Here is a 23,082-nt window from a genome sequence, read left to right on the forward strand (position 1 = left end):
GGTGGTGTGTCGAACGGTAGCCCGATCAGTGGCCCATGCCGAGGCCGCCGTCGACGGGGATGACCGCCCCGGAGATGTAGCCGGCGTCGTCGGAGGCGAGGAAGGAGACCGCCCCGGCGACCTCCTCGGCGTGCCCGTAGCGCTTGGCCGGGATGGCGGCCTGGTACTCGGCACGGGTCTTCTCGGGGAGCTCGGCCGTCATGTCGGTCTCGATGAAGCCTGGCGCGACGACGTTGGCGGTGATGCCCCGCGCACCGAGCTCCCGCGTCATCGACCGCGCCATCCCGACCAGCCCCGACTTCGACGCGGCATAGTTGGCCTGCCCCGGCGAGCCGTACAGCCCGACGACGCTCGAGAGCAGGATGACCCGCCCGAAGCGCGCCTTGACCATCGCGGTCGCCGCCCGGCGCACGCAGCGGAAGGTGCCGTGCAGGTTGGTGTCGACGACGGAGGAGAAGTCGTCGTCGGACATGCGCATGAGCAGGGTGTCCTTGGTGATCCCGGCGTTGGCGACGAGCACCTCCACGTCCCCCTCGAGCCGCTCCTTGGCCTGCGCGAAGGCGGCATCGACGGAGTCGCTGTCGGTGATCTCGCAGGCCACGACGTCCAGGCCCTCGACGGGGTCGCCGGAGCGGGAGGTCACGACGACCCGGTGGCCGTCGGACTGCATCCGTCGGGCGATCGCCTCACCGATCCCCCGGTTGCCCCCGGTCACGAGCACGCGGCGCGCTGTCATCGCTCTCCTTCGTCGTCAGTCGTCTGTGGGTCACATCACGTCGGGATCGACGCTAGAGCACTACCGCCCGGTAGCCGGCAACGGGTCCGGCCCACGGACGTCCACGCACCGTGCGGGCGTACCCTTGGAGACGTGCCACGACCCGCCGTCCCGTCGATCACGACAGCCCCGGTCACGCTCCAGGAGGAGCAGTCCGGGCGGATGCGCCAGTACCTGTGGACCATGGCCCTGCGCACCGCCTGCTTCATCGGCGCCTACTTCTTCGAGGGTTGGCTGCGCTGGACCTGCGTCGCCCTCGCCGTGGTCCTGCCCTACATCGCCGTCGTCCTCGTCAACGCGGTCCGACCGCGGGGCGTCTCCGAGATCGACACCCCCGCCGGGCAGCACCGGCAGCGCCAGCTGGAGGCACCATGAGCGAGGAGCTGGTGTGCAGCCGCAAGGCCTGCCGGCGGCAGGCCACCCGCGCGGTGCTCTGGCGCAACCCGCGCATCCACGACGAGACCCGCCAGAAGGTGTGGCTCGCCTGCGACGAGCACGAGTCCGTCCTGCGTGACCACCTGTCGGTCCGCGGCTTCCCGGTCCGCACCTGCGGGATCGACGAGATCCCGGCCGACGCCGGCTGATGCTGCGCGTCCTCCTGACCCCGAGATGGCTCGGGTGGCTCGCCCTCGCCGCCGTGGTGGCGATCGTGTGCACCCTGCTGGGCCAGTGGCAGTGGTCCCGGTACGAGGACAAGGCGGCCCGCGCCGACCGCATCGAGGCCCACTACGAGGCCGACCCCGTGCCCGCCGACGAGGTCCTCACGCAGGAGCCCCTCCCGACCGAGCGGCAGTGGACGAGGGTCACCGCCTCCGGCGAGTACCTCCCCGACGAGCAGCTGCTCGTGCGCAACCGACCGCTCGAGGGGACGTACGGGTACGAGGTGCTCGTCCCCCTTCGCCTCGAGGGCGGGGGGCTGCTGGTCGTCGACCGGGGCTGGGTGCGCAACAGCCCGAAGGGGGCCGACGTCACCCCCGACGTCCCCCCGCCGCCGCGGGGCCCGGTGACGATCACCGGCTGGGCACTGCAGGGCGAGCCCGACCTCGGCCGCGACCTGCCCGCCGGGCAGGTCGCCAGCATCCACCTGCCGGAGGTCGCCGACCGTGTCGGCGAGCCCGTCCTCGGCGGCTACGTCTCCCTCCAGTCCGAGGACCCCTCCGTGGAGCGCCCGGCCCCGCTCGAGGTCCCCGACACCGGGACCGGGCCGCACCTGGCCTACGCGATCCAGTGGTGGCTCGTCGGGCCGGCCGTCCTCGTCCTCTACGTCGTGGCGCTGCGCCGCGAGGCGGGTGTGGGCGGGACCCGGGCACCCCGGGAGAAGAAGGTGCGCATCTGGGACGAGGAGGACGGCTGACCCGTCAGCGGGCGACCTCGACGCTGTCCGGCTCCTCGACGGCCGGTCCGTCGTACTGCGTCGCGTAGAGCGTGGCGTAGAGCCCGCCCTGGCCGAGCAGCTGCTCGTGGGTGCCGCGCTCGACGATGCGGCCCTGGTCGACGACGAGGATCTGGTCCGCCGCACGGATCGTCGACAGCCGGTGGGCGATGACGATGGCGGTGCGCCCCTCGAGCGCGGTGTCGAGGGCACGCTGCACGGCCACCTCGGACTCGCTGTCGAGGTGGGCGGTGGCCTCGTCGAGGATGATCACGCCGGGTGACTTCAGCAGCAGCCGCGCGATGGCGAAGCGCTGCTTCTCGCCGCCGGACAGGCGGTGGCCACGATCGCCGACGATGGTGTCCAGACCGGCCGGCAGCGTCGCGACGAGCGGGAGGACCTGGGCCGCGTCGAGCGCCGCGAACATCTCCTCGTCCGTCGCCTCCGGTCGGGCGTAGGCGAGGTTGCCCCGGATCGTGTCGTGGAAGAGGTGCGCCTCCTGGGTGACCATGCCGACGGTGTCGCCGACCGACTCCAGCGTCGCCTCCCGCAGGTCCGCTCCCCCGATGCGCACGGCGCCGCTGGTGGGGTCGTAGAAGCGTGTGACGAGCGAGGTGATCGTGCTCTTGCCGGCGCCGCTCGGACCGACGAGCGCGATGAGCTGCCCCGGCTCCGCGCGCAGGTCCACGCCCCGCAGGACCGGTCCCCCGCCCTCGCGGTCGCCCGTGCGACCCCCGTCGAGGGACAGCAGGGAGATCTCGTCGGCCCCCGGGTAGGTGAAGTGGACGTCGTCCAGCTCCACGGACAGCGCCTCCCCCCGCGGGAGGGGGCGGGCGTCACGCGCCTCGGTGATGCTCGAGGGCATGTCGAGCAGTTCGAAGAGACGGGCGAAGGAGACCAGCGCCGTGAGGATGTCGATGTGCACGTTGGAGATCGCCGTCAGCGGCCCGTACAGACGGGCCAGCAGCGCAGCGAGGGCCAGCAGGGTACCGACGGTCATCGTGCCCTCGACGGCCATGATGCCGCCGAAGCCGTAGACCATCGCCGTCGCCAGCGAGGCCAGCGCGGTGATGGTGACGAAGAAGAAGGCACGGTTGACGGCGATCCGCACGCCGATGTCGCGCACCCGCGCCGCGCGCACGTCGTACTCGGCCACCTCGCGGGCGGGACGGCCGAAGATCTTCACCAGCAGGGCACCGGCGACGTTGAACCGCTCGGTCATCTGGGTGCCGAGCTCGGCGTTGAGGTTCATCTGCTCGCCGGAGAGCGCGGCCAGGCGCCGGCCCATCCACTTCGCGGGGAGGATGAAGAAGGGCACGAGCACGAGGGCCGCGACCGTCAGCCGCCAGGACAGGGAGAACATCGCGGCGAGGATGAGCACGAGCGAGATGACGTTGCTGACCACGGAGGAGAGCACCGTGGTGAAGGCCTGCTGTGCCCCGATGACGTCGTTGTTGAGGCGGCTGACGAGCGCGCCGGTCTGGGCCCGGGTGAAGAAGGCGATCGGCTGGTGCAGCACGTGCTCGAAGACCTGGGTGCGCATGTGGTGGATCAGGCCCTCGCCGATGCGGGCCGACAGCCACCGTTGCACGAGGGTCGTCACCGCCTCGACGAGCGCGATGGCGGCGACGAGCAGCGAGAGGGTGATGACGACCTGGCGGTTCTGCGGGGTCACCCCGTCGTCGATGAGGCGCTGCAGCAGGAGCGGCACCGCGACGACGGTCACGGAGCCGAGGGCGACGAGGACGAGGAAGGCGATGATCGTGCGCGTGAAGGGCTTGGCGTAGCCGAGCACCCGACGGGCCGTGCCGGGCGGCAACGGGGTCGAGACGACGTCGTCGCCGCGGCTCATGGACCGCATGAGCCCCCACGCGTTGTTCATCGACATCCGTCGGTCTCCTCCCGCGTCGCCTGCTCCCGGGAGCGTCAACCACCGCATCGTCCCGGGGATTCCCCCGGGGCCATGGTCTCAGGCCAGGACGCGGTGCAGGACGAGGTCGGCGACGGCGCGGGTGTCGGTCAGCCCACCCCGGACGAAGGGGGCTCCCCCTTCGTCGGCGAAGGCCGCCGCCTTGTCGTGGAGGACGCCCTCGGCGAGGACGACCGGCACCACCGTGCGGCCGGTCGCCGCGCCCGTGCGGGGTGCTGCCAAGGTGGTCGTGGTCCACGTGGGCCGGTTGCCGGAGGCGACGAGGCGGGCCAGGCCGGCTGCCGCCTCACCGGAGCTCGACCCCCCGGCGACGAGGAGGGTCGGCGCCGACGGGTCGTGGCCGGCGCCGGACAGACGCTCCTCGACCGCCTCGAGCAGGAGGGGGTGCCCACCCAGCGCCGGGACGGTGCGGACCCGGGCGCCGTGGGCGGCGAGCTCCCGCGCGGCTGCCGGGACGTCGACCCGTGAGTGGAAGGCGGGGGTCAGGAGCAGGGGCAGCAGGGTCACCTCGCCCGAGAGGCCACGCGCCAGCTCGTGGGGACGGGTGCCGTACTCCTCGATGTAGGCCAGGTGGGTCGGTCCGCGACCGGCCTCCGCCAGGGGGACAGCGACCCGCTCCCGCAGGCGCTCGAGGGCGAGGGCGTGCCGCGGGTCCGGGGAGCCGTGGGCCAGCAGGACGGTCGTCATGCCCGCCGGCTCACGTGTGCAGCCCGCACTCCACCTTGTCCTGCCCGGACCAGCGACCGGCGCGGGGGTCCTCGCCCTCGGCGACCGGCCGGGTGCACGGGGCGCACCCGATCGAGGCGTAGCCACTCTGGCGAAGGGGGTTGAGGAACACCTCCTCGTCGGCGACGAAACGATCGACGTCCTCCTGCGTCCAGCCGGCGAGCGGGTTGATCTTGACCATGCCTCGCGCCTCGTCCCAGCCCACGACGGCGATGTCGGTGCGGGTGGGTGCGTCCTCGCGGCGCATCCCGGTCACCCAGGCGTCGCGGTCGGCCAGCGCCCGGTTGAGCGGCTCGACCTTGCGCATCGCGCAGCAGGCATTGGGGTCCCGGTCGTGCAGTCGCGGACCGTGCTCGGCGTCCTGCTGCGCGACGGTCAGCAGCGGCAGGATGGTGCGGATGCGCACCGGGAGCATCTCCTGGAAGGCGTCCCGGGTGCCCAGGGTCTCGGCGAAGTGGTACCCGGTGTCGAGGAAGAACACGTCCGTGCCGCTCAGCGTCGTGCCGACGAGGTGCACCAGGACCTCGTCCCCCATCGAGCTGGCGACGGTCAGGCCGGCGCCGAAGGTCTCGTCGGCCCAGGTGAGCGCCCGGCGGGCGAGCTCCACCCTGCCTTCGTGGGTCCCGGACAGCTCGGCCTCGAGCGCGGCGAATCGGTCGCGACCCGCATCGGCCTGGTCGCGGAGGTGACCGGTGGCCGTGGTCGTCATCGCAGGTCGTCCTCGTCGGCGCGACGTGCCCAGGAGTGGAAGGACTCGTCCGGCTCGCGCTGGTCGAGGTAGGTGCGGGCGAGCCGCTCGATGTAGTCGGGCAGGTCCTCGGCCGCGACCTTCAGGGCCCGGGTCTTGCGCGCCAGCGCGGTGTCCTCGGCCAACGAGCCCCCGAGCAGGACCTGGAAGACCTCCTGGTAGGAGCCGTCGGCCTTCTGGTCGATCATGCCCTTCAGACCGACGTCGCCGACCTGGCTGCGGGCGCAGGCGTTGGGGCAGCCGTTGATGTGGATGCTGAAGGGGATGTCGATGTGCGGCAGGCGCTTCTCCAGCTCCTCGACCGTCCAGCGTGCGCGCTCCTTGGTGTCGGTCAGGGCGAGCTTGCAGTACTCCAGCCCCGTGCACGCCAGGACGTTGCGGCGCCACTCGCTCGGGTGGACGACGAGGTCGATCCCACGCAGGTCCTGCGCGAGCTGGTCCGCCTCCTGCGGCGGGACGTCGAGGACGAGGACCTTCTGGTGGGGGGTGAAGCGGATGCGCCGGCTCCCGACGCCCTCGGCGAGCTCGACCAGCCGGACCAGCTTGTCGCCACTCATCCGGCCGGCGATCGGCGCCGCCCCGACCCACACGCGACCGTCCTGCTGCTCGTGGATCCCGACGTGGTCGCGGCGCGTACCCGGAGCGACCGTCGCCGCCGGTCCGTCGAGGAGACGGCGACCGAGGTAGTCGTTCTCCAGCACCTCGCGGAACTTCTGCGCCCCCCAGTCCTTGACGAGGAACTTCAACCTCGCCTTGTTGCGCAGCCGGCGGTAGCCGTGGTCGCGGAAGATCGAGGTGACGCCCTCCCAGACGGCGGGCACCTCCTCCGACGGGACCCACACGCCCAGACGCTGGGCGAAGATCGGCTGGACCGACAGCCCGCCGCCGACCCAGACGTCGAAGCCCGGTCCGTGCTCGGGGTGGTGGACGCCGACGAAGGAGATGTCGTTGATCTCGTGGGCGATGTCATGGACCGGGGAGCCGGAGATGGCGGTCTTGTACTTGCGCGGCAGGTTGGAGAACTCGGGGTTCCCGATCCACCGACGCTTGATCTCCTGCATCGCGCTCGTGCCGTCGACGATCTCGTCCTTCTCCACCCCGGCCACGGGCGAGGCGATGATGGTGCGGGGGCAGTCGCCGCAGGCCTCCGTCGAGCCCAGGTCGACCGCCTCGAGTCGCCGCCAGATCTCGGGGACGTCCTCGATCCGCACGTTGTGCAGCTGGATGTTCTGCCGGTCGCTGATGTCGGCGCTGCCCTCGGCGAAGTCATTGCTGATGTCGGCGATGGTGCGCACCTGCTGCGTGGTCAGCTGGCCGCCGTCGCTGCGCACCCGCATCATGAAGCGACTGTCGGAGATGTCCTCCTCGCCGGTGTGCGTGCCGTCGAGGCCGGGCTTGCGCTGCGTGTACAGGCCCATCCACCGGAAGCGACCGGTGAGGTCGTCGTGCGCGATCGAGTCGAAGCCCTGCTTCGAGTACACGTCGATGATCCGCTGGCGGACGTTGAGCGCGTCGTCCTCCTGCTTGAACGCCTCGTTGTGGTTCAGCGGGGTCCGGTCGCCGTCGGCCCAGGCGCCGGTGGCCTTGGTTCGGGTGGGGCGGGTCGTCACAGTCACGACGCCCATCCTACGGTGTCACTTATGCAATCCATAACCCATGGTTATGGTTGTCTCACCGACTGGGCGAAGGGCTGGCCTCAGGCCAGGGTCACCAGATCGCGGTAGTCGGCGTTCCAGAAGTCCTCGATGCCGTCGGGCAGCAGCAGGATCCGCTCCGGCTGCAGCGCGTCGACGGCACCCTCGTCGTGCGTGACGAGGACGACGGCACCCTTGAACGACGCCAGCGCGCCGAGGATCTCCTCGCGACTGGCCGGGTCGAGGTTGTTCGTCGGCTCGTCGAGGAGCAGGACGTTGGCACTGGAGACGACCAGCAGGGCGAGCGACAGCCGCGTCTTCTCCCCGCCGGAGAGGACCCCCGCCGGCTTGTCGACGTCGTCGCCGGAGAAGAGGAAGGACCCCAGGACCTTGCGCACGTCGGTCTCGCCGAGGTCGGGTGCGGCGGACTTCATGTTGGCCAGCACGGTCCGGTCGACGTCGAGGTTCTCGTGCTCCTGCGCGTAGTAGCCGAGCTTGAGCCCGTGCCCCGGCTCGACCTGCCCCGTGTCCGGGGTGTCCACGCCGGCGAGCATCCGCAGCAGCGTCGTCTTGCCCGCACCGTTGAGCCCGAGCACCACGACCTTGCTCCCCCGGTCGATCGCCAGGTCGACGTCGGTGAAGATCTCCTGGCTGCCGTAGGAGCGGGACAGGCTCGAGGCGCGAAGGGGGGTCCGCCCGCACGGCGCCGGGTCCGGGAAGCGCAGCTTGGCCACCTTGTCGTTGACCCGCTCCCCCTCGACACCCGCGAGCATCTTCTCGGCACGCTTGATCATCTGCTGGGCCGCGGTGGCCTTCGTGGCCTTGGCGCGCATCTTGTCCGCCTGCTGCAGCAGGGCGTCGGCCTTCTTCTGCGCGTTCTGCAGCTCACGCCTGCGACGGCGCTCGTCGGTCTCGCGCTGCTGGAGGTAGTTGCGCCACCCCATGTTGTAGATGTCGAGCTCGCACCGGTTGGCGTCGAGGTGGAAGACGCGGTTGACGACGACCTCGAGCAGCTCGACGTCGTGGCTGATGATGATCAGCCCGCCCTTGTAGTTCTTCAGGTGCTCGCGCAGCCACGCGATGGAGTCGGCGTCGAGGTGGTTGGTCGGCTCGTCGAGCAGCAGGGTCTCGTTGCCGGAGAAGAGGATCCGAGCCAGCTCCACTCGTCGCCGCTGACCACCGGAGAGGGTCTCGAGCGTCTGGTCGAGACGGTCCTCGTCGATCCCGAGGGCCGACGCCATGCTCGCCGCCTCCGACTCGGCCGCGTAGCCACCGACGGCCTCGAACTCCTCCTGCAGCCGCGCGAAGCGGGACATCGCCCGCTCCTGGGTCTCCGTGTCGGCGCTGGCCATCCGCTGCTCCGCGGTGCGGCGGTCGGTGACGATGCGGTCGAGGCCGCGCGCGGAGAGGATGCGCTCGCGGGCCGTGAGGCTCAGGTCGCCCGTGCGCGGGTCCTGCGGCAGGTAGCCGATCCCCCCACCGGAGGTGACCTCGCCCGAGGCCGCCTGCCCCTGACCGGCGAGCACCTTCGTCAGGGTCGTCTTGCCGGCACCGTTGCGCCCGACGAGGCCCACCCGGTCACCCGGCGCGACCCGGAAGGTCGCGCCCTCGAGAAGGATCCGGGAGCCAGCGCGCAGCTCGATCCCGGTTGCTGTGATCACGGGTGGTTCTCCTGCAGATGTCGAAGGGGGGTCGGCGGCTAGTGTAGGTCGCGGACCAGCGGGTTCCCGCATCCGTTCGTCGACCCCGGACCATGCCGCGTGGAGGCCTGCTGATGAGCATCAACGACAACGCCTCGCTCGACACCTCGCGGATGGGCGGGGGCGGCGGTCGCACGGGAGGCCGCGGTCCGATGCTCGCCGGCGGTGGTGGTGCCCTCGGCCTGGTCGTCGCGGTCATCCTCGTCCTCACCGGCAACGGCGACGTGCTCACCTCGGGTGGTGACGGCCAGCCCACCGCCGGCGGTGACGACCGCCTCACGCACAAGTGCCGGACCGGCGCGGACGCCGCCCAGGACCGGGAGTGCCTCATGGTGCTCGGGGAGAACAGCCTGCACGACTTCTGGAGCAGCCAGCCCGACCTCGCCCGCGACCTGTCCGAGGCCGGCGCGGACTTCCGCGGTCCGCGCCAGGTCGTGGTCTACCGGGGCCGGACGCAGTCGCAGTGCGGGACCGCGAGCAACCAGATCGGGCCCTTCTACTGCCCGCTCGACGAGTCCGTCTTCATCGACACCTACTTCTTCGACCTGATGGAGCGCCGGCTCGGCGCCGAGGACGGCACGCTCGCGGAGCTGTACGTCCTCGCCCACGAGTACGGGCACCACGTCGAGAACGTCTACGGGGTGCTCGAGGAGGCGCAGAAGGACCCGCAGGGACCCTCCTCGGGGGCGGTGCGGGTGGAGCTCATGGCCGACTGCTTCGCCGGGATGTGGATCCGGGGCGCGACCCGGACCACCGACGCCGGGGGGCGACCGCTGCTGACCGACGTCACCGAGGCCGATGTGCGCAACGCGATGGGGGCGGCCAAGGCGGTCGGCGACGACGAGATCCAGAAGAAGTCCGGGGGCGGGGTCGACCCGGAGGCCTGGACGCACGGCTCCGCGCGGGCGCGTCAGGCGTGGTTGTTGCGCGGCATGGGGGCCGAGTCGATCACCGCCTGCGACACCTTCGCCGTGGCGGAGCCCAACACCGTCTGAGGCCCCGGGGTCGCTCAGTCGTCGAGGACGAAGCGCACGGCCCTGGCCCGCCGGGCCGCCTCCCGCAGGACGGTCAACCGCGGGTCGGGCAGGTCCCACAGGGTGCGTCGCTCGAGGTCACCCAGGTGGGCCAACCGGGGGTCGGTGAGCACCTGCTCGGCCAACGACCGGTCCCCGCCCAGCACGAGCGCGTCCACGCGCCCGGGTGGCAGGTGCCTGAGCGCGAGCTCGGCCACGGTGGTGACGACGGCGTCGGCCTGGTTCCCCCGCCGGCGGCTGTAGCGCTGCTGGCTCCACCCGCCCGCCTTCGTGCGCGACTGCACGTACCGGGTGCCGCACGTGTGGGAGGTGAGCTCACCCCCTTCGTCCACACCGACGGCGTGACCACCGCGGCGCACGAGGACGAGCCCGATCCTCGCGTGGTCGAAGGTCTCCCCCACCGCGCGGACGCCATCACCCCCGGTGAGCAGCACTCGGCCCGGCTCGACGGCGGTGGTGACGCCGTCGTGCCGGGCCGCGAAACCGTCGACCCACCGGTCGAGGCGATGGGCACCGACCTCGACGCGGCGGGTCATCGATCAGATGTTGAAGCCGAGGGCGCGCAGCTGCTCTCGCCCGTCGTCGGTGATCTTGTCCGGGCCCCACGGCGGCATCCAGACCCAGTTGATCCGCGAGTCCGTGACGAGGTCCGTCAGGGCCTGGGTCACCTGGTCCTCGATGACATCGGTCAACGGGCAGGCCGCGGACGTGAGCGTCATGTCGATGACGGCGTGGTTCTGCGGGTCGACGGTGATGCCGTAGACGAGGCCGAGGTCGACGACGTTGATGCCGAGCTCGGGGTCGACGACGTCGCGCAGCGCCTCCTCGACGTCCGCGACATTGCTGGGGGTCGGTGCCTGGGCGGTCATGCGCTCTCTCCTTCGGGTTCGTTCGCGACATCGACGCCTGCCTGGGCCAGGGCGTCGGTGAGGGCCATCCATCCGAGCAACGCGCACTTCACGCGCGCCGGGTACTGCGCGACGCCGGCCAGGGCGACACCGTCGCCGATGACCTCCTCGTCACCGCTCTCCTGGCCGCGGCTGGTGAGCATCTGCCGCATCGCGGCGTGGATCTCCATCGCGTCGGTGATCGACTCACCGGTCAGCTCGTCGGCGAGGATCGAGGTGCTCGCCATCGAGATCGAGCACCCCATCGCCTCGTACGAGATGTCGGTGATCGTGGCGTCCGGACCGGTGCCGTCGAGGTGCACCCGCAGGGTGACCTCGTCACCGCAGGTCGGGTTGACGTGGCTGACCTCGGCCTGGTGCCCCTCGCGCAGGCCGTGCCCGACCTGGCGCTTCGAGTGGTCCAGGATCAGCTCCTGGTAGAGGTCCATCAGGCAGCCCCCTTGTCCACGCCGAAGATGCCGGGCACGGTGTCGAGCGCCCTCATGAGCGCGTCGATCTCGTCCGGGGTGTTGTAGACGGCCAGCGAGGCGCGCGTGGTGGCTGCGACCTTGAAGGCGCGGTGCAGCGGCCACGCGCAGTGGTGCCCGACGCGCACGGCCACGCCGTGGTCGTCGAGGACCTGGCCGACGTCGTGCGCGTGCACACCGTCGACGACGAAGCTGACCGCAGCGCCCCGGTGCACCGTGTCCGGCGGACCGATGAGGCGGACCCAGTCACGGGCCGCGACCTGCTCGAGCAGCTGCGCCGTGAGCGCCCGCTCGTGGGCGGCGATGCGCTCGATGCCGATCTCGCGGATCCAGCGCACGGCGGCACCCAGACCGATGGCCTGGCTGGTCATCGGCACGCCGGCCTCGAAGCGGGTCGGGGGCGGCATGTAGGTGCTGCCCTCCATCCGCACGACCTCGATCATCGAGCCCCCGGTGAGGAAGGCCGGCATCTGCTCGAGCAGGTCGTAGCGGCCCCACAGGACCCCGATGCCGCTCGGGCCGTACATCTTGTGGCCGGAGAAGGCGAGCAGGTCCACGCCGAGGTCGGTGACGTCCACCGGCAGGTGGGGCACCGACTGGCAGGCGTCGAGGACCGTGATCGCGCCCACGGACTTCGCCGCGGCGACGAACCGCGGGACGTCGCTGACGGCACCGAGCACGTTGGAGGCATGGGTGAAGGCCATGACCTTCGTGCGCTCGGTGACCATCTCCTCGAGCTGGTCCATGTCGAGGCGGCCGGTCTCGGTGACCCCGATCCAGCGCAGGGTCGCGCCGGTGCGGCGGCACAACTCCTGCCACGGCACGAGGTTGGCGTGGTGCTCGGCCTCGGTGATGAGGATCTCGTCCCCCTCACCGACGCGAAGGGGGGAACCCACCTCCGCGTTGGAGAAGGCGTAGGCCGCCAGGTTCAGCGCCTCGGTGGCGTTCTTGGTGAAGACCACCTCGCGCTCGGCGGCGCCGATTAAGGCGGCGATGTCCGCACGGGCCTGCTCGTAGGCCTCGGTGGCCTCCTCGGACAGCGCGTGCGCGCCGCGGTGCGGTGCGGAGTTCGCCGTGAGGAGGAACTCCCGCTCGGCGTCCAGCACCGCCAGCGGCTTGTGCGAGGTGGCCCCGGAGTCCAGGTAGACCAGCGGCTTGCCCCCGCGCACGCTGCGCCCGAGGATCGGGAACTGCTCGCGCAGGGCGGCCAGCTCCGTGTCGGGGATCAGCTGCTCCGTCATCATCACGCCCCGGTGACCGCGGCGGGCTCCCCCGTCGGGACGAAGCGGTCGTAGCCCTCGGCCTCGAGCTGGTCGGCCAGCTCCGGGCCGCCCTGCTCGGCGATACGGCCGTCGACGAAGACGTGCACCTGGTCGGGCTTGATGTAGCGCAGGATCCGCGTGTAGTGGGTGATGAGCAGGACGCCGGAGTCGGTCTTGTCCTGCACGCGGTTGACACCCTCGGAGACGACGCGGAGCGCGTCGACGTCCAGGCCCGAGTCCGTCTCGTCGAGGACGGCGAACTTCGGCTTGAGCAGCTCCATCTGGAGGATCTCGTGGCGCTTCTTCTCGCCGCCGGAGAAGCCCTCGTTGACGTTGCGGTCGGCGAAGGCCGGGTCCATGCGCAGCTCACCCATGGTCGTGCGCACGTCCTTGACCCAGTGGCGCAGCTTCGGGGCCTCGCCGTCGATGGCGGTCTTGGCGGTGCGCAGGAAGTTGCTCACCGTGACGCCGGGGACCTCGACCGGGTACTGCATGGCGAGGAAGAGTCCCGCGCGGGCGCGCTCGTCGACGCTCATCGACAGCACGTCCTCGCCGTCGAGGGTGATCGACCCGGAGGTGACCGTGTACTTGGGGTGACCGGCGATGGAGTACGCGAGGGTCGACTTGCCGGAGCCGTTGGGCCCCATGATCGCGTGCGTCTCACCGGACTTGAGGGTCAGCGTGACGCCCTTGAGGATCTCCTTGGAGCCCTCCTCGGTGTCGACGCTGACGTGCAGGTCCTTGATCTCGAGCGTTGCCATTCTGTTCGTCCTTCGTATGTCGAAATAAGTGTGGTGGGCCGGCGACCGTCAGACCGTGCGGGGCGCCTCGTCGGAGAGCGCGACGAACACCTCGCCGTCGGTGACTCGCGTGGTGTGCACGACCACGGGGACCGTGGCCGGCAGGCTGGTCGGCTTGCCGGACAGGAGGTTGAACCGCGAGCCGTGCAGCCAGCACTCGATCTCGCAGCCCTCGACGTCGCCCTCGGACAGCGACACCCGTCCGTGGGTGCACTCGTCGTCGATGCAGTGCACGTCGCCGTCCTCGGTGTGGATGATCGAGACGATCCGTCCCTGGATCTCCGCCTTGGCGGCGCCCACGCCCGGCAGCTCGTCGAGCCGGCAGACGCGGACGAAGTCGGCCTCGGTCGCGGTGCTCATGCGCTCGCCCCCGAGCTCTCCTCGAGCTCCTCGTCGATGGCGGCCATGACCTTCTCGCTGATCTCGGCGTCACCGATGCGCTGGACGATGCTGTGGAAGAAGCCGCGCACGACGAGGCGACGCGCCAGCTCCTGCGGGATGCCGCGGGACTGCAGGTAGAACAGCTGCTGGTCGTCGAAGCGTCCGGTCGTCGAGGCGTGGCCGGCACCGACGATCTCGCCGGTCTCGATCTCGAGGTTGGGCACCGAGTCAGCCCGCGCCCCGTCGGTGAGGACGAGGTTGCGGTTGAGCTCGTAGGTGTCCGTCCCCTCCGCGGCAGCCCGGATGAGCACGTCGCCCACCCAGACCGTCTGCGCCGTCTCGCCCTGCAGCGCGCCCTTGTACTCGACGTTGCTGCGGCAGTGCGGGGCCTCGTGGTCGACGAAGAGCCGGTGCTCCAGGTGCTGGCCGGCGTCGGCGAAGTACACGCCCAGGCCCTCGAAGGACCCACCGGGGCCGGCGTAGGTCGCGTTGGTGTTCAGGCGCACGATGCCGCCGCCGATGGAGACCGCGATGTGCCGCACCGACGCGTCCCGGCCGACGACGACGTCGTGCTGGCCGAGGTGGTGGGTGTCGTCCTCCCAGTCCTGCAGGCTCACGACCGTGACCGTGGAGCCGTCACCGGCCAGCACCGTCACCAGCTCGGTGAAGTCGGTCGAGCCGGTGTGGTTGAGCACGATCGTCGCCGAGGCGAAGGCACCGACCCGCACGACCATGTGGCCGTGGACGGTCTCGCGCCGGACGCCGTCGAGGTGGATGCGCACCGGCTCGGTGAGCTCGGCCTCCTTCGGCACGTCGACGAGGGCGATGCCCTCACCGTGAGCCGCCGCCAGCGCCGCCGGCCGGTCGACCGGCTTGGGCAGCGAGTCGCGACCCAGCTCCTCCACGGAGGTCGTCGTGAGCGTGACGCCCTCCGGCAGGTGCGTGGTCCACTCGAGCGTGGCGCTGCTCGGCTCGTCCGCCAGGAGGGTCGTCAGGCGGCTGATCGGGGTGAACCGCCAGTCCTCCTCGCGGCCCTCGGGCATCGGGAAGTCGGCGACCTCCCAGGAGCGGGTGCGCTCCGCCCGGGACTGGTCCGGGACCATCGTCTCGCCGGAGTGGGTGTGAGCCTGTCGGCTCGGGGTGTCAGCCAGCAGGCTCATCAGCCAACGGCTCCTTCCATCTGGAGTTCAATGAGGCGGTTCAGCTCGAGGGCGTACTCCATCGGGAGCTCCTTCGCGATCGGCTCGACGAAGCCGCGCACGATCATCGCCATCGCCTCCTCCTCGTTCATCCCGCGGGACATGAGGTAGAAGAGCTGGTCGGCGGAGACCTTCGAGACGGTCGCCTCGTGACCCATCTGCACGTCGTCCTCGCGGACGTCGACGTACGGGTAGGTGTCCGAGCGGCTGATGGTGTCGACGAGCAGCGCGTCGCAGACCACGTTCGACTTCGAGTTCGTCGCTCCCTCGAGGACCTGGACCAGTCCGCGGTAGGAGGTGCGTCCACCACCGCGGGCCACGGACTTGGAGATGATCGAGCTGGAGGTGTTGGGCGCGGCGTGGACCATCTTGGCCCCGGCGTCCTGGTGCTGACCCTCGCCGGCGAGGGCGACGGACAGGGTCTCGCCCTTGGCGTACTCACCCATGAGGAAGCAGGCGGGGTACTTCATCGTCACCTTGGAGCCGATGTTGCCGTCGACCCACTCCATCGTGCCGCCCTCCTCGACCGTGGTGCGCTTGGTCACGAGGTTGTACACGTTGTTCGACCAGTTCTGGATGGTCGTGTACCGCACGCGGGCGTTCTTCTTCACGACGATCTCGACGACGGCACTGTGCAACGACGCGGTCGTGTAGATCGGGGCCGTGCAGCCCTCGACGTAGTGCACGGAGGAGCCCTCGTCCGCGATGATCAGCGTCCGCTCGAACTGGCCCATGTTCTCGGTGTTGATCCGGAAGTAGGCCTGCAGCGGGATGTCGACGTGGACGCCCGGGGGCACGTAGATGAAGGAGCCACCCGACCAGACGGCGGTGTTCAGCGCCGAGAACTTGTTGTCCCCGGCCGGGATGACGGTGCCGAAGTACTCCCGGAAGAGGTCCTCGTGCTCACGCAGGCCGGAGTCGGTGTCGACGAAGATGACGCCCTTCTCCTCCAGGTCCTCACGGATCTGGTGGTAGACGACCTCCGACTCGTACTGGGCCGCGACGCCCGCGACGAGGCGCTGCTTCTCCGCCTCGGGGATGCCGAGCTTGTCGTAGGTGTTCCTGATGTCCTCCGGCAGGTCCTCCCAGGAGCTGGCCTGGTTCTCGGTGGACTTCACGAAGTACTTGATGTTCTGGAAGTCGATCCCGGTGAGGTCGCTCCCCCAGCTGGGCATCGGCTTCTTGCCGAAGAGGCGCAGCGACTTCAGGCGCAGGTCACGCATCCACTGCGGCTCGTTCTTGCGGTCGCTGATGTCACGCACGACCTCCTCGTTGAGACCCCGCTTGGCCGACTCACCGGCCGCGTCGCTGTCGGACCAGCCGTACTCGTAGCGGCCGATGTCCTTGAGCCCTGGGTTCAGCTCTTCGATGTTGGTGCTCATCGGGTGGACCTCTCTGTGTTGGGTCGCGCCCCCGGCGTGGGGACGAAGGTGGTGCAGACGTGGTTGCCCTGGGCCAGGGTGGCCAGGCGTTGGACGTGGACGCCGAGCAGGCGGCTGAAGGCGTCGGTCTCCGCCTCGCACAGCTCGGGGAACTCCGTGGCGACGTGCTGGACCGGGCAGTGCCCCTGGCACAGCTGGACACCGACGCTGCTGTCCTCGCCGACCGGACGGGCGCTGGCAGCGTAGCCCTCGAGGCGCAGGGCCTCGACGAGGGCCTGCGTGCGGGCGTGGGGGTCCTCCCCTGCGGCATCGAGCCGCTCCCGGACACGCTCCTCCAGACCGGCGACCCGCTCGTCGGCGAAGGCACGCACCGCGTCCACGCCGCCCTGCGCGCGCAGGAAGCGCATCACCTCGGAGGCCAGCTCGTCGTACTCGGACACGAGGTGGTCGTGGCCGGAGTCGGCCACGACCCACTCCCGAGCCGGACGACCGCGGCCCCGCTTGCCCTGGTGAGGGGCCCGGCTGGTGACCGACGAGTCCTCGGCCAGCTGGTCGAGGTGCCGCCGCACACCGGTGGCCGTGAGGCCCAGCCGGTGGGCGATGTCCGCCGCGGTGATCGGCCCGTGCTCGCTGATCACCGCGAGCACGCGCTCGCGGGTGCTCGCGTCACGGGTCTCGGCGTCGCTGTGCGACGTCGAGGTCTCCCGCGCTGAATTAAACACACACCCATGTTACGTAATTGTGGGCGGGAGACAACAAAGGCACCCCTAACCGTGGGCCGCGCCCGCGGTTGCCTAGACTTGCCCACCGTGACTCGAGCCGTTGTCGTGGAGGACCTGCGCCGCGTCTTCGGCGACGTGGTCGCCGTCGACGGGGCCACGTGGGGCGCCGACACGGGTGAGATCACCTGCGTGCTCGGTCCGAACGGCGCCGGCAAGACCACCACGATCGAGTGCCTCGAGGGGCTCCTGCGTCCCGACTCCGGCACCTGCCGCGTCCTCGGCACGGACCCGTGGCAGGCGGACGCAGCCCACCGCGCCAAGGTCGGCGTCATGCTCCAGGACGGCGGGCTCCCCCAGAGCGTGAACGCCCGGCGCCTGCTCGCCCACCTCGCACGACTGCACGTGGGCGACCACGCGGCCGAGCTGGTCGAACGCCTGGACATCGCCCCCTTCGCCACGACCCCCATCCGGCGGCTCAGCGGCGGCCAGCGACAGCGGGTCGCCCTGGCCGCCGCGCTCGTCGGCGGACCGCGGGTCGCCTTCCTCGACGAACCCACCGCCGGGCTCGACCCGCACGCCCGGATGGACGTGTGGGACCTGCTGCGCGAGCAGGCGCACGCCGGCGTCGGCCTCGTCGTGACGACCCACAGCTTCGAGGAGGCCGAGCGCCTGGCCGCGCGCGTCGTCATCCTCGACCACGGTCGCGTCGTCGCCGACGGGACGCCGGAGCAGATCGCCGCCGGCGGCCGTCTCGAGGACGCCTACTTCTCGCTCACCGGAGGCACGCGTGATCGCTGAGACCACGACGCACGTCCCCACACCGGCCCCTCGGGGGCAGCGGGTGGTGGCCCAGGCGCGCTTCGAGGCAGGCATCCTCGTGCGCAACGGCGAGCAGCTGCTCGTCTCCCTCGTCCTGCCGGTCCTGGCCCTGGTGGCGCTCGCCACGGTCTCCTACCCGGACCTGGCGACGCCGCGCATCGCCGTGGTCGCACCCGGCGTCCTCGCCCTGGCCCTCGTCTCGACCGCGTTCACGGGGCAGGCGATCCAGACCGCCTTCGACCGGCGCTACGGCGTGCTGCGCATGCTCGCGACCACCCCGGTCGGCACTGACGGTCTCCTCGCGGGCAAGGCCCTGGCCATCGGCGCGGTCGCGGCCGCGCAGCTGGCGGTCCTCGGGCTGCTCGCCGCCCTCATGGGCTGGCGCCCGGACCCCCTGGGGCTGCTCCTCGCGCCGGTGACGGGAGCACTCGGCGTGTGGGTCTTCGTCGCCCTCGCCCTGCTCGTGGCCGGCGCCATGCGCGCCGAGGCCGTCCTCGCGGTCGCCAACCTCGCGTGGGTCCTCATCGCCGGCGTGGGCGGCCTCCTGCTTCCCGGCGGGACCCTCGGCGGCACCGTCGCCGCCATCGTCCGGTGGCTTCCCTCCGGCGCCCTCGGCGACGCCTTCCGCGACCAGCTCGCGCACGGGAGCGTGCCGCTCCTGCCCTGGCTGGTCCTGCTCGTGTGGGGCGCCGCTCTGAGCCTGGCCGTCCTGCGCACCTTCCGTTGGCGCGACTGACTCGGCCCGGCGCCGGGGGCCGCCGGACCGCGACATACCGTAGTGGCGTGTCCGAGTACCCCGCTGCCGCGCGCACGTGGCTGCCTCGCCTCCTCCTGCTCAACCTGGTCGTCGAGGTCGGCATCGTCCTCACCGGCGGCCTCGTGCGCCTCACGGGATCCGGGCTCGGGTGCCCCACGTGGCCGCGGTGCACTCCCGGGTCCTACATCCCCACGGTCGAGCAGGCCGAGGGGTTCCACAAGTTCATCGAGTTCGGCAACCGGACCCTCACCGGGGTCGTCGGCATCGCTGCCCTCCTCCTGCTCATCGCCCTCCTCCGCTGGGCACGTGACCGCCCCGAGCTGGTCCGCGGCACCTGGATCGTGCTCGGTGGCGTCGCGGCCCAGGCGATCGTCGGGGGCATCACGGTGCTCACCGGGCTCAACCCGTGGATCGTCGGCTTCCACTTCCTCTGCTCGATGGCGATCATCGCGGTCTCGGCGTGGTTGCTGTGGCGCTTCCCCCAGGGCGCCGGGCCCACTCGCTCACTGGTCCACCCGCTGGTCGACCGCACGACGTGGGCGCTCGGTGTCGTGGCCGTGGTCGTGCTCGTCCTCGGCACCATCGTGACCGGCTCCGGCCCGCACTCCGGCGACGCGGACGTCCCGGCCCGCACCGGCTTCGACCCCCGCACGATCTCCTGGCTGCACGCCGACGCCGTCATGCTCTTCATCGGCATCGTCGTCGCCGTCTGGCTCGGGGCGAGGCTCACCGAGCGCGCGGACGGCCCCTCCCGCGCGTGGGGCGTCGTCCTCCTCGTCACCCTCGCCCAGGGCCTCGTCGGCTACGTCCAGTACCTGACGAAGCTGCCCGAGGTCCTCGTCCTGGCCCACATGTTCGGTGCGGCCGCGCTCGTCGTCGTCATCGCCCGCGCCCTCGTCCTCTCCCGCGAGCCGGTGCAGTCCCCGGCCTGACGCCACGTCGGGCACCAGAGAGCGGACGAAGGGAGGGTGCGGGCCGACTCAGGCCGGCGTCCGGACCGACCGACACGGGTGCAGGCGAAGAACGAGGCGTCCGGACGACGCGCCAAGGCCCGTGCGCTCCCTTCGTCCGCGGACCACTACGCAGGCCGAGCCGAACTCAGGCCAGGCCGGGCAGCGGCAGGTGCAGCAGCGGGTCGACGGCGACGCCGAGGAAGAGCAGCGTCACGTAGGTGATGGAGAAGTGGAACAGCCGCATCGGCTTGAGCACCTGGGGGCTCGCGCCCTTGCGGGCCGCCGACATCAGCCGGTGGGCCTCGGCGACGAAGAGCCCGCCCGAGAGCACCGCGGCACCGAGGTAGATCCAGCCCATGTCGGCCACGGGGACGAGCGCCAGCGAGGTGAGGACCATCAGCCAGGAGTAGGCGACGATCTGCTTGGCCACCGTCGTCTGCTCCTGGACGACCGGGGCCATGGGCACTCCGGCGGCGGAGTAGTCGTCGGTGAAGCGCATGGACAGCGGCCAGTAGTGCGGCGGCGTCCAGAAGAAGATCACGAGGAAGAGGATGATCGCGGGCCACTCGACCGAGTTGGTCACGGCGGACCACCCGATGAGCGTCGGCATGCACCCGGCGACGCCGCCCCAGACGATGTTCTGCGCCGTGCGGCGCTTGAGGATCATCGTGTAGCCGACGGCGTAGAGCAGGATCGCGGCGAACGACAGCGCCGCGGACAGCCAGTTGACGAGCAGCCCCAACCAGAGGGTGGACAGGAGCGTCAGGACGAGGCCGAAGACCATCGCACCCGTGGGCGTGGCCTCCCCGGTCACGAGGGGCCGGTTGATCGTGCGGCCCATCTTCGCGTCGATGTCACGGTCGTAGACCATGTTGAAGGTGTTGGCCGCCCCGGCGCTGAGGGAGCCGCCGACGAGGGTGAGGACGATCAGGCCCAGGGAGGGGACGCCGCGCTGGGCGAGGAACATCACCGGCACCGTCGTCACGAGGAGCAGCTCGATGATCCGAGGCTTCGTCAGCGCGACGTACGCACGCACGGTGCGCCGCCACGGGCGGGTCGCCGGCGACAGCTCGCGCGTCGACTCGAGAGTGGTCACGGACTGCCTTTGCCGAAGGGGGTGGGACATGGCGGCGCGGGGCGCCGACCGTGCCCGCAGTCTACCCGTGCCGGCAGGGCCCCCGGGGTCGCCCCCGCGCGGCGTGGCACACACCCGCGATCCCACTAGTGTGGAGGCGAGCACCCACCGCGTCTGCAGAGAAAGGTCTTCCGTGAGCACGGACACCGACACCTCCCCCACCGCACCCGCCAAGAAGTCGGCGGGCGCCGCGGCTCCCAAGGGGACCACCCGCACCGTCGCCTCGGCGAACCCGGACGGCCCGGCGGGCACCTCCTCGCGCTCCAGCGAGCTCCCTCGCCCGATCGCGACCAAGGCGGGGTGGAGTGACCTGGACGTGCGCGCGGTCGACACGGTCCGGGTCCTGGCAGCGGATGCGGTGCAGACGTGCGGCAGCGGTCACCCCGGGACCGCGATGAGCCTCTCCCCCGCCGCCTACCTGCTCTACCAGCAGGTGATGACGCACGACCCGAGCGACCCGACGTGGCTGGGCCGTGACCGCTTCGTGCTCTCGGTGGGCCACTCCTCGCTGACCCAGTACATCCAGCTCTTCCTCTCCGGCTACGGCATGGAGTTGAGCGACCTCGAGGCGCTGCGCACCTGGGGCTCCCTCACCCCCGGTCACCCCGAGGTGCACCACACCCCCGGCGTGGAGATCACGACCGGCCCGCTCGGCTCCGGCTTCGCCTCCGCGGTGGGCATGGCCATGGCCCAGCGCCGCCAGCGCGGGATGTTCGACCCGGACGCTGCGCCGGGCACCTCTCCCTTCGACCACACCATCTGGTGCCTCGCCTCCGACGGTGACCTCCAGGAGGGGGTCTCCTCCGAGGGCAGCTCGCTCGCCGGGCACCAGGAGCTGGGCAACCTCAACGTCATCTACGACGCCAACCAGATCTCCATCGAGGACGACACCGACATCTCCTTCAGCGAGGACGTCGGCGCCCGCTACCGCGCCTACGGCTGGCACGTCATCGACGTCGACTGGCGCAGGAGCGGAGACGGCTCCTCCTACGTCGAGGACGTCGACGCGCTCCTCGAGGCCTGCACCGCCGCGAAGGAGAACACGTCCGCGCCCACGATGATCGTGCTGCACACGATCATCGGCTGGCCGGCCCCGACCAAGCAGGACACCGGGGCCGCCCACGGCGCGGCCCTCGGCGGGGACGAAGTCGCGGCGACCAAGGAGCTGCTGGGCTTCGACACGACGGTGGACTTCCCCGTCGAGGAGGCCGTTCTCGAGCACACCCGCGCGGTCGTCGCCCGCGGCAAGAGCGCCCACGCCGAGTGGGACGAGCGCATGGTCGCCTGGCGGTCGAGCAACCCCGAGCGTGCAGCGCTGCTCGACCGCGTCGTCGACGCCCGGGTCCCCGAGGGCCTCGACGAGGCCCTGCCGACCTTCGAGGCCTCCGAGAAGGGCATGGCCACCCGCAAGGCCTCCGGCGAGGTCCTCACCGCCCTCGCCGACGTCATGCCGGAGCTGTGGGGCGGCTCCGCCGACCTCGCCGGCTCCAACAACACGACGATGGAGGGACAGCCCTCCTTCGTCCCCAGGAGCAAGCAGACCGACTCCTGGTCCGGCAACGAGTACGGCCGCACCCTGCACTTCGGGATCCGTGAGCACGGGATGGGTATGGCGATGAACGGCATCGCCCTCGAGGGACTGACGCGCGTCTACGGCGGCACCTTCCTCGTCTTCTCCGACTACATGCGCCCGGCCGTGCGTCTGGCCGCCCTCCAGCAGCTGCCGGTGACGTACGTGTGGACGCACGACTCCATCGGTCTCGGCGAGGACGGTCCGACGCACCAGCCGATCGAGCACCTCGCCGCCCTGCGCGCCATCCCGGGCCTCGACGTCGTCCGGCCGGGCGACGCGAACGAGGTGAGCGTCTGCTGGGGCCAGGTCCTGAAGAACACCTCCACCGCGGCCCTGGCCCTCTCCCGCCAGGGGACGCCGGTCATCGACCGCGACGAGTTCGCTCCGGCGGCCGGGGCGACGAAGGGCGCCTACGTCCTGGCGGAGTCCAGCACCGACGTGCCCGAGGTCGTCCTCGTCGCCACCGGCACCGAGGTCGCCGTGGCCCTGGCCGCCCGCGCCACGCTCGAGGAGGCGGGCACCGGGACCCGGGTGGTCTCCATGCCCTGCCGTGAGTGGTTCGACCAGCAGCCGAGGGAGTACCGCGACGAGGTCCTGCCGCCCGCCGTCCGGGCCCGCGTCTCCGTCGAGGCCGCGACCCCCTTCGGCTGGCGCGAGGTCGTCGGCGACGCGGGTGAGAGCGTGGGGATCGACCACTTCGGTGCCTCCGCGGACCACGCGACCCTCTACGAGAAGTTCGGCATCACGCCCGACGCCGTCGTCGCGGCGGCCCGGACGTCCATCGACAACGCAAAGGGATGAGTGA

Annotated in this window: 24 protein-coding genes; 8 read left to right on the forward strand and 16 right to left on the reverse strand. The window is 71.2% G+C overall.

Features of this window, described 5'->3' with window-relative positions; genetic code table 11:
* Positions 1-25: 25 nt before the first annotated feature.
* Positions 26-736, reverse strand: a complete 711-nt coding sequence (fabG, locus tag O9K63_RS04995; protein WP_277241118.1) for a 3-oxoacyl-ACP reductase FabG — start codon at positions 734-736, stop codon at positions 26-28.
* A 132-nt stretch (positions 737-868) separates the two neighbouring features.
* Here fabG and O9K63_RS05000 point away from each other — a divergent pair, with 132 nt between their 5' ends.
* From O9K63_RS05000 to O9K63_RS05010, 3 genes are read left to right on the forward strand one after another with little or no spacing between them, the layout of a single operon-like run.
* Entirely contained in the window at positions 869-1,150 is a 282-nt protein-coding gene (locus O9K63_RS05000; protein WP_277241120.1) for a DUF3099 domain-containing protein, read from the forward strand.
* A complete protein-coding gene (locus O9K63_RS05005; protein WP_277241122.1) occupies positions 1,147-1,359 on the forward strand; it encodes a hypothetical protein in 213 nt (70 codons plus the stop codon). The genes O9K63_RS05000 and O9K63_RS05005 overlap by 4 nt, the downstream gene beginning before the upstream one ends.
* Positions 1,359-2,129 carry an SURF1 family cytochrome oxidase biogenesis protein gene (locus tag O9K63_RS05010; protein ID WP_277241124.1) on the forward strand — a complete coding sequence of 257 codons (771 nt, stop codon included), beginning with the start codon at positions 1,359-1,361 and terminating at the stop codon, positions 2,127-2,129. The genes O9K63_RS05005 and O9K63_RS05010 overlap by 1 nt, the downstream gene beginning before the upstream one ends.
* Positions 2,130-2,133: 4 nt before the next feature.
* Here O9K63_RS05010 and O9K63_RS05015 read toward each other — a convergent pair whose 3' ends face one another.
* From O9K63_RS05015 to O9K63_RS05035, 5 genes are all read right to left on the reverse strand, one after another.
* The gene (locus O9K63_RS05015; protein WP_277241126.1) at positions 2,134-4,035 is read right to left on the reverse strand and encodes an ABC transporter ATP-binding protein; all 1,902 of its coding nucleotides are present in this window, start codon (positions 4,033-4,035) and stop codon (positions 2,134-2,136) included.
* Between the two features lie 81 nt (positions 4,036-4,116).
* Positions 4,117-4,764, reverse strand: a complete 648-nt coding sequence (locus tag O9K63_RS05020) for a sirohydrochlorin chelatase (RefSeq protein ID WP_277241128.1) — start codon at positions 4,762-4,764, stop codon at positions 4,117-4,119.
* 10 nt (positions 4,765-4,774) lie between these two features.
* Positions 4,775-5,512, reverse strand: coding sequence for a phosphoadenylyl-sulfate reductase (locus O9K63_RS05025; protein WP_277241130.1), 738 nt, complete (start codon positions 5,510-5,512; stop codon positions 4,775-4,777).
* A complete protein-coding gene (locus tag O9K63_RS05030) occupies positions 5,509-7,176 on the reverse strand; it encodes a nitrite/sulfite reductase (RefSeq protein ID WP_277241132.1) in 1,668 nt (555 codons plus the stop codon). Before O9K63_RS05030 ends, O9K63_RS05025 begins: the two co-directional genes overlap by 4 nt.
* 71 nt (positions 7,177-7,247) lie before the next feature.
* Positions 7,248-8,846 (reverse strand): ABC-F family ATP-binding cassette domain-containing protein, encoded by a 1,599-nt coding sequence (locus O9K63_RS05035; protein ID WP_277241134.1) that lies wholly within the window; start codon positions 8,844-8,846, stop codon positions 7,248-7,250.
* Between the two features lie 113 nt (positions 8,847-8,959).
* Between O9K63_RS05035 and O9K63_RS05040 the strand changes: the two genes are divergently transcribed.
* Positions 8,960-9,880 (forward strand): neutral zinc metallopeptidase, encoded by a 921-nt coding sequence (locus O9K63_RS05040; protein WP_277241136.1) that lies wholly within the window; start codon positions 8,960-8,962, stop codon positions 9,878-9,880.
* Positions 9,881-9,894: 14 nt separating this feature from the next.
* On the opposite strand, the gene O9K63_RS05045 is transcribed toward O9K63_RS05040, so the two are convergent.
* The 9 genes from O9K63_RS05045 to O9K63_RS05085 are packed head-to-tail and all read right to left on the reverse strand — an operon-like array spanning position 9,895 to position 17,040.
* On the reverse strand, positions 9,895-10,455 hold the full coding sequence (locus O9K63_RS05045) for an acVLRF1 family peptidyl-tRNA hydrolase (RefSeq protein ID WP_277241138.1): 561 nt from the start codon (positions 10,453-10,455) through the stop codon (positions 9,895-9,897).
* Positions 10,456-10,458: 3 nt separating this feature from the next.
* Positions 10,459-10,788: a metal-sulfur cluster assembly factor gene (locus O9K63_RS05050; RefSeq protein ID WP_068258296.1), complete on the reverse strand. Its 330-nt coding sequence runs from the start codon at positions 10,786-10,788 to the stop codon at positions 10,459-10,461.
* Positions 10,785-11,255 (reverse strand): Fe-S cluster assembly sulfur transfer protein SufU, encoded by a 471-nt coding sequence (gene sufU / locus O9K63_RS05055; protein WP_277241139.1) that lies wholly within the window; start codon positions 11,253-11,255, stop codon positions 10,785-10,787. The genes O9K63_RS05050 and sufU overlap by 4 nt, the downstream gene beginning before the upstream one ends.
* Positions 11,255-12,535, reverse strand: a complete 1,281-nt coding sequence (locus O9K63_RS05060) for a SufS family cysteine desulfurase (RefSeq protein ID WP_277242262.1) — start codon at positions 12,533-12,535, stop codon at positions 11,255-11,257. The genes sufU and O9K63_RS05060 overlap by 1 nt, the downstream gene beginning before the upstream one ends.
* A 2-nt stretch (positions 12,536-12,537) precedes the next feature.
* Positions 12,538-13,317: a Fe-S cluster assembly ATPase SufC gene (sufC, locus tag O9K63_RS05065; RefSeq protein WP_277241141.1), complete on the reverse strand. Its 780-nt coding sequence runs from the start codon at positions 13,315-13,317 to the stop codon at positions 12,538-12,540.
* 48 nt (positions 13,318-13,365) lie between these two features.
* On the reverse strand, positions 13,366-13,716 hold the full coding sequence (locus tag O9K63_RS05070) for a non-heme iron oxygenase ferredoxin subunit (protein ID WP_277241142.1): 351 nt from the start codon (positions 13,714-13,716) through the stop codon (positions 13,366-13,368).
* Positions 13,713-14,897 carry a Fe-S cluster assembly protein SufD gene (gene sufD, locus O9K63_RS05075; protein ID WP_277241144.1) on the reverse strand — a complete coding sequence of 395 codons (1,185 nt, stop codon included), beginning with the start codon at positions 14,895-14,897 and terminating at the stop codon, positions 13,713-13,715. The genes O9K63_RS05070 and sufD overlap by 4 nt, the downstream gene beginning before the upstream one ends.
* Complete coding sequence (gene sufB, locus O9K63_RS05080; RefSeq protein WP_277241146.1) at positions 14,897-16,318, reverse strand: Fe-S cluster assembly protein SufB; 1,422 nt, start codon at positions 16,316-16,318, stop codon at positions 14,897-14,899. Before sufB ends, sufD begins: the two co-directional genes overlap by 1 nt.
* A complete protein-coding gene (locus O9K63_RS05085; RefSeq protein ID WP_277241148.1) occupies positions 16,315-17,040 on the reverse strand; it encodes a helix-turn-helix transcriptional regulator in 726 nt (241 codons plus the stop codon). The genes sufB and O9K63_RS05085 overlap by 4 nt, the downstream gene beginning before the upstream one ends.
* A gap of 87 nt (positions 17,041-17,127) precedes the next feature.
* Here O9K63_RS05085 and O9K63_RS05090 point away from each other — a divergent pair, with 87 nt between their 5' ends.
* From O9K63_RS05090 to O9K63_RS05100, 3 genes are read left to right on the forward strand one after another with little or no spacing between them, the layout of a single operon-like run.
* A complete protein-coding gene (locus O9K63_RS05090) occupies positions 17,128-17,838 on the forward strand; it encodes an ABC transporter ATP-binding protein (RefSeq protein ID WP_277241150.1) in 711 nt (236 codons plus the stop codon).
* Positions 17,828-18,595: an ABC transporter permease gene (locus tag O9K63_RS05095; RefSeq protein ID WP_277241152.1), complete on the forward strand. Its 768-nt coding sequence runs from the start codon at positions 17,828-17,830 to the stop codon at positions 18,593-18,595. The genes O9K63_RS05090 and O9K63_RS05095 overlap by 11 nt, the downstream gene beginning before the upstream one ends.
* Before the next feature lie 47 nt (positions 18,596-18,642).
* On the forward strand, positions 18,643-19,548 hold the full coding sequence (locus O9K63_RS05100; RefSeq protein WP_277241154.1) for a COX15/CtaA family protein: 906 nt from the start codon (positions 18,643-18,645) through the stop codon (positions 19,546-19,548).
* Between the two features lie 166 nt (positions 19,549-19,714).
* Here O9K63_RS05100 and O9K63_RS05105 read toward each other — a convergent pair whose 3' ends face one another.
* Complete coding sequence (locus O9K63_RS05105) at positions 19,715-20,665, reverse strand: heme o synthase (protein ID WP_277241156.1); 951 nt, start codon at positions 20,663-20,665, stop codon at positions 19,715-19,717.
* Positions 20,666-20,837: 172 nt separating this feature from the next.
* Between O9K63_RS05105 and tkt the strand changes: the two genes are divergently transcribed.
* Entirely contained in the window at positions 20,838-23,078 is a 2,241-nt protein-coding gene (tkt, locus tag O9K63_RS05110; RefSeq protein ID WP_431190357.1) for a transketolase, read from the forward strand.
* Positions 23,079-23,082: the final 4 nt, after the last annotated feature.

The organism is Janibacter cremeus (genome assembly GCF_029395675.1).
Classification (GTDB): domain Bacteria; phylum Actinomycetota; class Actinomycetes; order Actinomycetales; family Dermatophilaceae; genus Janibacter; species Janibacter cremeus_A.